At 68.7% G+C, this 12,467-nt stretch carries 12 protein-coding genes; 11 read left to right on the top strand and 1 reads right to left on the bottom strand.

Translation table 11 applies throughout. From position 1 onward, the window contains the following. Nucleotides 1-47: 47 nt before the first annotated feature. From J2W78_RS20690 to J2W78_RS20725, 8 genes are all read left to right on the top strand, one after another. Nucleotides 48-1,139, top strand: coding sequence for an ABC transporter permease (locus tag J2W78_RS20690; RefSeq protein ID WP_253373476.1), 1,092 nt, complete (start codon nt 48-50; stop codon nt 1,137-1,139). After that, nucleotides 1,136-2,062 carry an ABC transporter permease gene (locus J2W78_RS20695; protein ID WP_253373477.1) on the top strand — a complete coding sequence of 309 codons (927 nt, stop codon included), beginning with the start codon at nt 1,136-1,138 and terminating at the stop codon, nt 2,060-2,062. Before J2W78_RS20690 ends, J2W78_RS20695 begins: the two co-directional genes overlap by 4 nt. 195 nt (nt 2,063-2,257) lie before the next feature. After that, the gene (locus tag J2W78_RS20700) at nt 2,258-3,364 is read left to right on the top strand and encodes a BMP family ABC transporter substrate-binding protein (protein WP_253373478.1); all 1,107 of its coding nucleotides are present in this window, start codon (nt 2,258-2,260) and stop codon (nt 3,362-3,364) included. A gap of 173 nt (nt 3,365-3,537) precedes the next feature. Beyond that, nucleotides 3,538-4,695: an ABC transporter permease gene (locus J2W78_RS20705; protein WP_253373479.1), complete on the top strand. Its 1,158-nt coding sequence runs from the start codon at nt 3,538-3,540 to the stop codon at nt 4,693-4,695. 22 nt (nt 4,696-4,717) lie between these two features. Continuing rightward, nucleotides 4,718-5,638: an ABC transporter permease gene (locus tag J2W78_RS20710; protein ID WP_253373480.1), complete on the top strand. Its 921-nt coding sequence runs from the start codon at nt 4,718-4,720 to the stop codon at nt 5,636-5,638. Nucleotides 5,639-5,647: 9 nt separating this feature from the next. Next, nucleotides 5,648-6,676: a formamidase gene (locus J2W78_RS20715; protein ID WP_253373481.1), complete on the top strand. Its 1,029-nt coding sequence runs from the start codon at nt 5,648-5,650 to the stop codon at nt 6,674-6,676. Then, complete coding sequence (gene biuH, locus J2W78_RS20720) at nt 6,673-7,392, top strand: biuret amidohydrolase (protein WP_253373482.1); 720 nt, start codon at nt 6,673-6,675, stop codon at nt 7,390-7,392. Before J2W78_RS20715 ends, biuH begins: the two co-directional genes overlap by 4 nt. Before the next feature lie 7 nt (nt 7,393-7,399). Then, nucleotides 7,400-8,962: an ABC transporter ATP-binding protein gene (locus J2W78_RS20725; protein ID WP_253373483.1), complete on the top strand. Its 1,563-nt coding sequence runs from the start codon at nt 7,400-7,402 to the stop codon at nt 8,960-8,962. A 218-nt stretch (nt 8,963-9,180) separates the two neighbouring features. Here J2W78_RS20725 and J2W78_RS20730 read toward each other — a convergent pair whose 3' ends face one another. Further along, a complete protein-coding gene (locus J2W78_RS20730) occupies nt 9,181-10,050 on the bottom strand; it encodes a LysR family transcriptional regulator (protein ID WP_253373484.1) in 870 nt (289 codons plus the stop codon). A 98-nt stretch (nt 10,051-10,148) separates the two neighbouring features. On the opposite strand from J2W78_RS20730, the gene J2W78_RS20735 reads away from it, so the two are divergent. The 3 genes from J2W78_RS20735 to J2W78_RS20745 all read left to right on the top strand — a co-directional run bounded on the left by J2W78_RS20735 (nt 10,149) and on the right by J2W78_RS20745 (nt 12,457). Then, nucleotides 10,149-10,367, top strand: coding sequence for a hypothetical protein (locus J2W78_RS20735; protein ID WP_253373485.1), 219 nt, complete (start codon nt 10,149-10,151; stop codon nt 10,365-10,367). Nucleotides 10,368-10,410: 43 nt separating this feature from the next. Continuing rightward, a complete protein-coding gene (locus J2W78_RS20740; RefSeq protein WP_253373486.1) occupies nt 10,411-11,115 on the top strand; it encodes a YoaK family protein in 705 nt (234 codons plus the stop codon). A gap of 268 nt (nt 11,116-11,383) precedes the next feature. Then, the gene (locus J2W78_RS20745) at nt 11,384-12,457 is read left to right on the top strand and encodes a BMP family ABC transporter substrate-binding protein (RefSeq protein WP_253373487.1); all 1,074 of its coding nucleotides are present in this window, start codon (nt 11,384-11,386) and stop codon (nt 12,455-12,457) included. The last annotated feature ends 10 nt before the right edge of the window (nt 12,458-12,467 follow it).

The following is a 12,467-nucleotide window of genomic DNA, read 5'->3' on the forward strand; positions in this document are numbered from 1 at the left end:
CCGCCCCGCAAGCGTGAGAAGCCAGCCAGGAATGAACGGGATGCGCGATGCGCCTTGATCTCCTCCCCCGCGCGCGCCGGTCGCCCTGGCTCGACCTGGTCGCGCCCGCGCTCGCCTTCCTCGCCGCGGTCCTGATCGGCGGGATCGCGGTCGCGGCCCTCGGCGTGGCGCCGGAACAGGCCTTCCTCACCTACTTCGTCGCGCCCCTGAGCGAGGTCTGGTCGCTGCAGGAGGTCGCGCTGAAGGCCGCGCCGCTCGCCCTGATCGCGACCGGTCTCGCCTTCTGCTACCGCGCCAACCTGTGGAACATCGGGGCGGAGGGCCAGTACGTAGCCGGCGGCCTCGCGGGGGGCTGGGTCGCGGTTGCCGCGCACGGTTTCCAGGGGCCCACCGTCTGGATCCTGCCCGCGATGCTGATCGCCGGCACGTGTGCCGGCATCGCCTACGCGATGATACCGGCGCTGCTGCGGGTCAGGCTCGGCGTCTCGGAGATCCTGACCAGCCTGATGCTCGTCTACGTCGCGCAGTTGCTGCTCGACTACATGGTGCGCGGGCCCTTGCGCGATCCGCAGGGCTACAACTTCCCGCAGAGCGTCAGCTTCGCCGACGCCGCCCGGTTGCCTCTGCTGATGGAGGGCGAGTCGCTCCACGCGGGCGTGCTCATCGGGCTTCTGGGAATCGTGCTGGCGGCCCTCGTCCTGGCGCGGACCCTGTTCGGCTTCGAGGTGCGCGCCGTCGGCGCGAGTCCGCGGGCAGCCCGCTTTGCCGGCTTCTCGGACGCGCGGCTGACGCTCTCGGTCTTCGCGATCTCCGGCGGCGCGGCGGGGCTCGCCGGCATCTGCGAGGTGGCCGGACGGATCGGCCAGCTTCAGCCGGAGATCTCACCGGGCTACGGCTTCACCGCCATCATCGTCGCCTTCCTGGGGCGTCTCAGCCCGCCGGGCATCCTGCTCGCAGCGCTCGTCATCGCCCTGACGACGATCGGCGGGGAGGGGGCTCAGATCGACCTGAAACTGCCGCTTGACCTGACTCGCGCCTTCCAGGGGCTGCTGCTCTGCCTCGTGCTCGGGGCCGACGTGCTTACGCGCTACCACGTTCGGATCGTGCCGGGCGGCGCGAGCACACGGGTGACACCATGAGCCTCGACATCGTCCAGATGGTGCTCGTCACGGTGCTGACGGCGGCGACCCCGTTGATCCTGGCCGCCATCGGTGAACTCGTCGTGGAGCGCGCCGGCGTGCTCAACCTCGGCGTCGAGGGCATGATGGTGCTGGGCGCGGCCGCCGGCTTCGCCGTCGCGACCGAGACCGGATCGACCGGGCTCGGTGCCCTTGGCGGGGCCGGGGCGGGCCTGCTGCTTGCCGCGCTCTTCGGCATTCTCACCGTGGGGCTGGCGGCCAATCAAGTCGCCTCGGGACTGGCGCTGACGATCCTCGGGTTGGGGCTCTCCGGCCTCGTCGGCGCCGGCTATGTCGGGATGAAGCGCGATCCGGCGCCCCATCTTCATCTGCCCGGCCTCACCGACCTCCCCGGGATCGGCCGGCTGCTGTTCGGACACGACGCCTTCGTCTACGCAGCCCTCCTCATTGTTGCGGGGGTGTGGTGGTTTCTCTGGCGCACCCGCGCCGGGTTGACCCTGCGCGCCATCGGCGACGATCACACCGCGACCCACGCCCTCGGGCTCAAGGTGCGCAAGGTCCGCTTCCTCGCGGTGCTGTTCGGCGGTGCCTGCGCGGGGCTGGCGGGCGCCTACCTGTCGCTGGCCTACACGCCGTTCTGGGCGCCGGCGATGACGGCCGGACGGGGCTGGATCGCCCTGGCACTCGTGGTTTTCGCCTCCTGGCAGCCGCTGCGGGTGGCCGCGGGGGCACTGCTCTTCGGCGGGGCGACCGTGCTCCAACTCCACGCCCAGGCCGCGGGTCTCGGCCTGCCGGGCCAGTTGCTCTCGGCGGCCCCCTATCTCGCCACCATCCTGGCCCTCGTCCTGCTGTCGCTCGGCCGGCGTCGGGGCGGCTCGCTGGCACCGGCGGCGCTCGGCCGCGTCTTCGCCCCGAGTCGATGAGGCGTCTCCGGAGGAAGGCTGGCGCGAAAGCAAGCATCCGCAGATATGTTTTTAGGCGTGCCATCCAATTCGACAGGGTTTTCCCTGCCAGCTGACCAGCGTTCCGATGCTGAAACTTTGCTCTTTTCTCTGCACGGAACAGGATCGATGCTTGCCAAGCTTGTGCAGACGGCCTGGAAAGACGGATCGCGCCTCGTGTCAGCCCATCCTTTCTCCCGCAGACATCTGCTCGGCGGAGCGGCCGCCCTCTCGCTCGGCGCGCTGCCCTTCGGCCGCGCCCGGGCCGCCGGCCCGCTCACCATCGGCTTCATCTATGTCGGGCCGAAGGACGATTACGGCTACAACCAAGCCCACGCCCAAGGGGCGGCCGCCCTCAAGGCGCTCCCCGGCCTCCAGGTCGTCGAGGAGGAGAACGTCCGCGAGACCACCGACGTCCAGAAGACCATGGAGAGCATGATCAACCTGGACGGCGCGAGCCTCGTCTTCCCGACCTCGTTCGGCTACTTCGATCCGCATGTCCTGATCGAGGCCAAGAAGAACCCGAAGGTGCAGTTCCGCCATTGCGGCGGCCTCTGGACCGAGGCGAACCCGAAGAACGCCGGCTCGTATTTCGGCTACATCGCGCAGGGACAGTACCTGAACGGCATCGTCGCCGCCCACGCCTCGAAGTCGAAGCGGCTCGGCTTCGTCGCGGCCAAGCCGGTCCCCCAGGTGCTCAACAACGTCAACGGCTTCCTGCTCGGCGCGCGCAGCGTCGACCCGTCCATCACCCTGCAGGTGATCTTCACCGGCGAGTGGTCGCTCGCGGTCAAGGAGGCGGAGGCGACCAACGCACTCATCGACGCCGGGGCCGACGTGATCACCTGCCACGTCGACGGCCCCAAGGTCGTGGTCGAGACCGCCGCGCGGCGCGGGGCCTTCGTCTGCGGCTACCACGCCGACCAGTCGGCGCTGGCCAAGGACAAGTACCTCACCGGCGCCGAGTGGAACTGGGCCTCGATCTACAAGGGCTTCGTCGCCGACATGCAGGCGGGCAAGGCGCCCCCGAACTTCGTGCGCGGCGGCTTGCCGGACGGGTTCGTGAAGATGAGCCCCTACGGACCCGCCGTGTCCGAGGCGGCGCGCAAGAACGCCGACGCGGTCAAGGCGGAGATGATGAAGGGGGGCTTTGCCATCATCAAGGGGCCGCTCAAGGACAACAAGGGCAACGAGATCGCCGGCCCCGGCAAGGCGTTCGCCGAGAACGCGATCGAGCTGGAGAAGACCAACTACCTCGTCGAGGGCGTGAAAGGCTCGGCCTGATGCGGCCCCCGCCATCCCGCCGGATGCCGGCGGATCCTGGGCTCCACCCGAGAGCGGCTGCCGCGCACCATCCGCCCTGCCGTCGCACGGCGCGGGCGGGCCTGCGCTTCGGGGCGGGGCGGTGAGGGACGGCTTGGCACGGTTTCTGCCGCTCGGCGGGCGAGGACTGAGCGATGGCCGCTGACACCACTGCCCCCGCACGGCCGCTCGTGGAGAGCGCCGTGATCGGCCCGGACCATCCGCCGGCCTCGCTCCAGGCCCGGGCCTGGCTCGCGCGCCGGGCCGAGGCCCTGGCGATCCCGGCCGGTGCGGTCATTGCCGGCTTCCTGCTGTTCTCCCTCTTCCTGCTCGCCCTCGGAAAGAGCCCGCTCGCCTTCCTCGACCTCGTCTGGCGCGGCGGCTTCGGCTCGCCCTTCGCCATCCAGAACAGCCTGCAGCGCGCCGCGCCCCTGCTGCTCGCCGCGCTCTGCGTGGCTCTGCCCGCCCGGCTCGGCCTCGTGGTGATCGGCGGCGAGGGCGCGATCGTGCTGGGAGGCGTAGCCGCGGCGGCCGCAGCGCAGCCGCTCCAGGGCTTCTCCCCGATGCTCGCGGTGCCGCTGATGGCGCTTGCCGCAGCAGGGGCCGGAGCGGCCTGGATCGGCGCCGTCGGCGCGCTGCGCGCCTATCGCGGCGTCAACGAGACTATCGCCAGCCTGCTGATGTCCTACATCGCCATCGCGCTCTCGAACCACCTGATCGAGGGTCTGCTGCGCGATCCGGGCAGCCTCAACAAGCCCTCCACATGGCCGATCGGCGAGGCGTTCGCGGTCGGCCTCCTACCGGGCCTGGAGGTTCACTGGGGCCTCGGCATCGGCATTCTCGCCTGCCTGGCCGCCTACGGGCTCACCGAGCGCACGACGATCGGCTTCGCTGCGCGCATCGCGGGCGGCAATGTGCGGGCCGCGCAGATCCAGGGATTGCCGGTCGGGCGGCTCGTCGTCGGCTTCACGGCGCTCGGCGGCGCCTGCGCGGCGCTGGCCGGCTTCTTCGAGGTCGCGGCGGTGCACGGCAACGCCAACGCCTCGCTCAATGCGGGCTTCGGCTATACCGGCATCCTCGTCGCCTTCCTCGCCCGCCACAATCCCCTGGCGATCCTGCCGGTGGCCTTCCTGCTCGGCGGCATCGAAGCCTCCAACGGGCTGATCCAGCGCCGGATGCAGCTGCCCGACGCCACGGTCCTCGTGCTCGAAGGACTGCTCTTCCTCGTCGTGCTCGTCAGCGAGACGCTCTACGGGCGCTTCAAGCCCTTCAGCCCGCATCTCTGGGCGGGAAAGCGCGGGGTGGCCCCGTGAGAGCCGGTATCGAGGACGGGCGATGAGCGACGATCTCGGACTGGGAACCGTGCTGCTCGCCGTGATCGGCGGGGCGATCCGCGTCTCGACGCCGTTCCTGTTCGTGAGCCTCGGCGAGACCATCACCGAGCGCTCGGGGCGGATCAATCTCGGGCTGGAGGGTACCCTCGTCTTCGGGGCGATGTCGGCCTACGCCACCGCCGTGCAGACGGGCAGTCCCTGGGCCGGCGTGGCGGTCGCGGGGCTCGCGGGCGGCGCCTTCGGCGGGCTGCACGGCTTCATCTGCCGCTTCCCCCGGGTCAACGACGTGGCGATCGGCATCGCACTGATGCTGTTCGGATCGGGCCTCGCCTTCTTTCTCGGCAAGCCCTTCATCCAACCCTCGGCCCCGCCGCTGCCGGCGATCCCTCTCGGCTTCTGGTCCGACCTGCCACAGGTCCAGGCGGCGCTCCGCGTCAACGTGCTGTTCCTGGCCGGCGCGGCGCTGGCGCTGTTCCTGTGGTGGGCGTTCCGCAACACCAAGGCGGGTCTGATCGTGCGCGTGGTCGGCGACAGCGCGGAGGCGGCGCGCGCCATGGGCTACGACGTCGACCGCGTGCGGCTCCTGGCGACCGCCGCGGGCGGCGTGCTCGCCGGGATCGGCGGCGCCTATCTCTCGCTCTACTATCCCGGCTCGTGGAACGAGGGCATCTCGTCCGGACAGGGTCTGATGGCGGTGGCGCTCGTCATCTTCGCCCGCTGGAACCCGCTCGCCTGCTTCGGGGCGGCCCTGCTGTTCGGGGGCGCCGGGGCACTCGGACCCGCCCTGCAATCCGTCGGCATCTCTCAGGGCTACTACCTGTTCTACGCCGCGCCCTACGTCCTCACCCTGGCGCTTCTGATCGCCACCTCCTCGCCGGACCGGGCGCTGACCGGCGCGCCGGGCGAATTGTCCCTCAAGTAAGGTCGCTTCATGAATGGTCTCGGTGGGCTGAACAAATCCCCGAACGGCGTCGTCATCGGCCTCGTCCAGCTTCAATTGCCGACCATCGCCACGCGGGCCGACGTGGCCGCGCAGACCGAGCGCATCGTCGCGATGGTCGCCAAGGCGCGCGCCAACATGGCGAGCATGGATCTGGTCGTCTTCCCCGAATACGCCCTGCACGGCCTGTCGATGGACACGCGTCCCGAGATCCTGTGCACCCTCGACGGCCCGGAGGTCGCGGCCTTCAAACAGGCCTGCCGCGACAACCGGATCTGGGGCTGCTTCTCGATCATGGAGGCCAACCCGAACGGCAACCCGTTCAATTCCGGTCTCATCATCGACGAGACCGGCGAACTCAAGCTCTACTATCGCAAGATGCACCCCTGGGTACCGGTCGAGCCCTGGGAACCGGGCGATCTCGGCATCCCGGTGATCGAGGGGCCGAAGGGAGCCAAGATCGGCCTCATCATCTGCCACGACGGCATGTTCCCGGAGATGGCGCGCGAATGCGCCTACAAGGGCGCCGAGATCATGATCCGCACGGCCGGCTACACCGCGCCGATCCGCGAATCCTGGCGCTTCACCAACCAGGGAAACGCCTTCTGCAACCTGATGGTGACCGCCAACGTCTGCATGTGCGGCTCGGACGGCACCTTCGACTCGATGGGCGAAGGCATGATCGTCAACTTCGACGGCACCATCATCGCCCACGGCACCACCGGCCGCGTCGACGAGATCATCACCGCCGAGGTGCGGCCGGACCTCGTGCGCGAGGCGCGGGCGCATTGGGGCGTCGAGAACAACATCTACCAGCTCGGTCACCGCGGCTACACGGCGGTGAAGGGCGGCGCGGGGGACTGCCCCTACACCTACATGCACGACCTCGCCGCGGGCCGTTACCGCCTGCCGTGGGAGGAGACGGTGAAGGTGACGGACGGCACCTCGTGCGGCTTTCCGGCCCCGACCCGCGCCTATGGCGAGGGCCAGACGTCGGCGGTTCGGGAGGCGGCGGAGTGAGCGTCATCCCCTTCCCCTCGGCCGAGTCGGCCGGGGGCGGGCGCTTCGTCGCCGCCGAGCCCTATCCCTGGCCCTACGACGGCTCGCTCGACCCGAAGACCACGGCGCTCGTCATCATCGACATGCAGACCGACTTCTGCGGCAAGGGCGGCTACGTCGATGCCATGGGCTACGACCTTGCCCTCACCCGCGCGCCGATTGAACCGATCGCGCGGCTTCTCGCCGCCGCGCGGACGGGCGGCTACGCCGTGATCCACACCCGCGAGGGCCATCGGCCGGATCTCGCGGATCTCCCCGCCAACAAGCGCTGGCGCTCGCGCCGGATCGGGGCGGGCATCGGCGATCCCGGTCCCTGCGGGCGGGTGCTGGTGCGCGGCGAGCCGGGCTGGGAGATCATCCCCGAGCTGGCGCCGCGTCCAGACGAGCCGGTGATCGACAAGCCGGGCAAGGGCTCGTTTTGCGCCACCGACCTCGAACTGATCCTGACGACGCGGGGCATCCGCAACCTGATCCTCACCGGCATCACCACGGATGTCTGCGTCCACACCACCATGCGCGAGGCCAACGACCGCGGCTTCGAATGCGTGATCGTCTCCGACGGCACCGCCGCCACCGATCCCGGCAACCACGAGGCGGCGTTGAAGATGGTGACGATGCAGGGCGGCGTGTTCGGCGCGGTCGCCGCGTCCGAGGCGATCCTGGCGGCGATGGGCTGAGATCATCATGGCGGCTTCCGCGCACGCTGTCCTGTCCGACGCCCGTTCCGGCGCCCTCGCTGTCGAGACCATCGGCATGACGAAGCGCTTCGGCGGCTTCACCGCCCTCGACGACGTCTCGATGAAGATCGAGGCCGGCGGCTTCCACGCCCTGCTCGGCGAGAACGGGGCGGGCAAGTCGACCTTCGTCAAATGCGTGATGGGCTTCTACGCCCCCACCGCCGGCTCGGTCCTCATCGACGGACGCGAGGCCGAGATCATCGGGCCGAAGGGCGCGCAAGGACGCGGCCTCGGCATGGTCTACCAGCACTTCACCCTGGTGCCTTCGCTGACCGGCGCCGAGAACCTCGTCATCGGCCGGGCCGACGCGCCCGCGATCCTCGATTGGAAGGCCGAGCGGGCGGCGCTCGCCGACTTCATGGCGCGGATGCCGTTCCGGCTGAACCTCGATCGGCCGGTGGCGGAACTCGCGGCGGGCGAGCGGCAGAAGCTCGAGATCGTCAAGCAGCTCTACCTCAAGGCCCGCTTCCTGATCCTCGACGAGCCAACCTCCGTGCTGACCCCGGCCGAGGCCGAGGAGATGTTGGGCCTGTTGCGGGACATGGCCGATGCGGGTGCGCTCACGGTGCTGATGATCAGCCACAAGTTCCGCGAGGTCGAAGCCTTCGCCCACAGCCTCAGCGTCCTGCGGCGCGGGCGGCTCGTCGGCGGCGGCGCGGTCGGCGCGCTGTCGCGGGACGACATGGCAGCGATGATGGTAGGCGAGCGCACGGTGCGGACGGTCGCCGCGCGGGTCGGCGAGCCCGACCCGGCGCGCGAGATCCTGCGAGTGGAGGGCCTGACCGCCACCGACGTCTCCGGCCTGCGGCGGATCGATGTCGCGGATCTGCGGGTGCGCGCCCATGAGATCGTCGGCATCGCCGGCGTCTCCGGCAACGGGCAGAAGGAACTCGCCGACGTGCTCGGAGGCCAGATCCGCGCGACGGGCGGGCGGGTCGCGGTGCAGGGCCAGCCCTACGCCGGCACGCGGGCGCAGAGCCGCCGGCACCGGGTGCGCTTCATCCCCGAGGAGCCCCTGCGCAACGCCTGCGCGCCGCGGATGTCGGTGGCCGAGAACCTCGCCTTCCGCGCTTTCGACCGGCGCGGCGACGATCCTGCCGCCCCGCCGACCCTCTGGCTCGACCGGGGCGCCATGAGCCGGCGAGCCAAGGATCTGATCGCCCGCTTCAAGGTCAAGACCGCCTCCTCGGAGGCGCCGATCGCCACGCTCTCGGGCGGCAACGTGCAGCGCGCCGTGCTCGCGCGCGAACTCACCGACCCGGTCGATCTCCTGATCGTCGTCAATCCCTGTTTCGGCCTCGATTTCGCGGCGGTCGCCGAGATCCGCTCCCGCATCGTGGCGGCGCGCAACAGCGGCGCCGCCGTGCTGTTGATTAGCGAGGATCTCGACGAGATTTTGGAGTTGTCCGACCGCATCTGCGTGATGTCGGACGGGCGGCTCGTCTACGAGACCCCGGCCGCCGCGGCGGAGGCCGGGGTGATCGGCCGCCACATGGCTGGGCATCACTAGAGCATCGTCCTGGACATCGGATCCAGGACGATGCTTTGAACTCTTATCTTTGCATCGTCTTTTCCGAAAGCCGGCAATCAGCTTTCGGGATGATGCTCGAGGTCGGGGGGCATCCTACCTCGCGTCGTGGTGGATCCTGGCCGGAAACCCGACGACAGCTCCGGCGATCCGTGCTTGCCGACTGTGGATGTTCGGGGCGGTGCTCGACAGCAAAGCGCTCACCTGACGGAGACGGTTCGAAGCTCCGCCGTGCTGCCCAGGATCGTCTCCTGTAACGCCATCGCAACGGGATGCTGGCGGCCTGAGCCGAGCACCACGAACTCGACATCGCCGATCGCAGGCAATCCGGCCGTCTTCGGGACAGGGGTCAGTCCCGGCGGCATCACTCTGGCCGAGTGCGGCGCGATGCCCAGGCCCGCTTCGACGGCTGCGCGCAGCCCCATCAGGCTGCCGCTGGTGCAGGCGATCCGCCAAGAGCGGCCCGCCGCTTCGAGGGCATCGAGCGCCAGGGTGCGCGTCATCGACGGTGGCGGATAGAGGACCAACGGCAACGGCAGCGCCGGATCGGGAACGAAGCCGGGCCGGCCCGCCCAGATCAGCTCTTCGGCCCATGCCAGCTCGCCGCGCGGATCGCCGCGTCGGCGTTTGCAGAAGATCACGTCCAGTTCGCCCGCGTCGTAGCCCTGGTAGAGGACCCGGCTGAGCCCGACGGTCAGTTGCAGATCCACGGACGGGTGGCGATCCGCGAAACGCGCCAGAACCTGTGCCAGGGCTGTCAGGGTGTAGTCTTCGGAGACGCCGAGGCGGATGCGGCCGCGTAGGCCACTGGGCGAGAAGAAGGCGCGAAGCCGGTCGTGCGCCTCCAGCACGTCGCGCGCAAAGCCGATCATGGCTTGGCCGTCCGGCGTCGGGGCGACCCTATGAGTATCCCGCATGAGGAGGGAACGGTCGAGCGCCTGTTCCAGCCGCGCGATGTGTCCGCTGATCGTGGATTGCCGCACGCCGAGCGTCTGCGCTGCGGCCGTGAAGCTGCCGCTCTCGAGCACGACTAGGAAGGAGCGGATTTGATCGACGCTCAGGCTGCTCATCATGCTTCGTGATAGCCGATATCCTTCCCGTTCTGGAGCCCGGCAGGCCTAGGGTTCAGGCCGACCCTCCTCACGAGCCTTTTCGTCGAGCTTTCCCGATGACCGCTCCCGTTGCCATAGCCATGATCTTCATCAGCGGCTTCGTCGCGATCCCGACATTCGGGAGATGGGCGCATCAGATCACGGAAGGGCTCGTCTTCCTTCTGACGACCCTGCTGCTGGTCACTGGGATCATGTTCCTTTGCGATCACTGGCCAGATTACTACACCAGCCCCCAAATATCGATCGCCATGACTGAAACATCGCCCGAAAATTGATGCATCGCAGCAACCTACTCGCCACCAACCTAGAGAAAGCCTCGTGAAGCTGAAGATCACAAGGGGCGGTACGTCCGCTGGAAACGCCCTCGCCTTTGTCGCAGGCTTCGTCGATGCCGCGGCCTTCATCGCGCTGACAGGTCTGTTCACGGCGCATGTCACCGGAAACTTCGTCCTGATCGGTGCCGAATTGGTTGCGAGTTCGACGGGTGTGCTGGCGAAGCTTCTTGCGCTGCCCGTCTTCATGGGGGCGGTCGCAGGGGCCCGCATCCTCGTGCTGCTCTTGGAGCAAGGGGATGCCGACCCGCTGCCCTGGCTGCTCGCCGTTGAGGCGGCCTTCCTCGTGGGTTTCGGCCTGTGCGGGTCTCTGTTGTCGCCGCTGGATGCGCCGGACGGTGCCCCGGCTCTGGTCGTCGGCATGCTCGCCGTCGCGGCCATGGGTGTGCAGAACGCGATCGGTCGTCTCTCGCTCGGCCATCTCGCCCCGACCACGGTGATGACCGTGAGCGTAAGCCAGGCCGTCATCGATGCAACGGATCTCGCCCTCAGAACATCCGGCAACCCCGCTCAGACGCGCGCGCGTCTGCTGCGTGTGCTGCCTGCCATTCTGACCTTCGCCGCGGGTGCCCTGTGCGGAGCCTTCGGGATCGCCTATCTGGCCTTCGGCTGTATCACGCTGCCGATCATGGTCCTCATCAGCTTGATCGTCCTGGCCATGATGCCCGCCGAAGCGGACGCCGTGACGTGAGCCACGCCAGCGATATCTCGAATCGCGGTCGACCAGGAAGGCTGCGCAATCGAACGGCCTCTCTTGAGCGATGAGGGAACTGCCGCCTTCCACGCTCAGCAACCTGTCACATGGTCGATCTGGTCAGGTTCCGAACCCAGAACCGGTCTGACGCTTCCTGCTCCCGCGGCCCTCCTGGCCCTGGTCTTGCTCTGAAATCCCCTCGGGCGCCCATGCGCGGCGTCGGCAAGCCGCGGCGGACAACGCCGTCGAAAAGGGGCAGACACTCATGATGGGCAACATCGTCACGCGCGTGGCCGCGGCACTCCTGTGCGCGGCCGTCGCGGCGGCTCCGGCGCGGGCGGCGGACAAGCTCAAGGTGGGCTTCGTCTATGTCGGCCCGGTCGCCGATTACGGCTATTCCTACCAGCACGATCTGAGCCGGAAGGCGCTGGCCGAGGCGTTGCCCGGCCAAGTCGAGACGACCTTCCTCGAAAACGTGCCCGAAGCCGACAGCGAGCGCTCGATCGAGAAGCTCGCCCGCTCGGGCGCCAGCCTGATCTTCACGACCTCCTTCGGCTTCATGGAGCCGACCCTGAAGGTCGCCAGGAAATTCCCCAAGGTGAAGTTCGCCCATGCCACCGGCTACAAGCGGGCCGACAACGTTTCCACCTACTCGGCCCGCTTCTACGAGGGCCGCTACATCTGCGGGAAGATTGCCGGCAAGCTGTCGAAATCGGGCACCGTCGGCTACATCGCCTCCTTTCCGATCCCCGAAGTCGTGAGCGGCATCAACGCCTTCATGCTCGGCGCGCAATCGGTCAACCCGGACATCAAGATCAAGATCGTCTGGGTGAACACGTGGTTCGACCCCGGCAAGGAGGCGGAGGCCGCCAAGGCATTGCTGGCGCAGGGCGCCGACATCCTGACCCAGCACACCGATTCCGCCGCGCCGCTTCAGGAAGCGGAGAAGGCCGGCAAGCTCGCCTTCGGCCAATCCTCCGACCAGTACCGCTTCGCCCCGAAGGCGCAGCTCACCTCGATCGTCGACGATTGGAACGGCTACGTCATCGCGGAGGCCAAGGCCGTTCTCGATGGCACCTGGAAGAGCGGGGACACCTGGGCCGGCATCAAGGACGGCATGGTCGTGCTGGCACCCTTCACCAACATGCCCGACGACGTGAAGGCGCTGGCCGAGGAGACGAAAAAAGGGATCGTCGAGGGCAGGATCCACCCGTTCCAGGGGCCGGTGCTCAAGCAGGACGGCTCGGTCGCGGTAAAGGAGGGCGAGCACGCCCCCGATCCGATGATCCTCGGCATGAATTGGTACGTGAAGGGGATCGACGACCGGCTGACGCAGTAGGGGTGGGCAC

Origin of the sequence: Methylorubrum extorquens (assembly GCF_024169925.1) — a bacterium.
Lineage (GTDB): Bacteria > Pseudomonadota > Alphaproteobacteria > Rhizobiales > Beijerinckiaceae > Methylobacterium > Methylobacterium extorquens_A.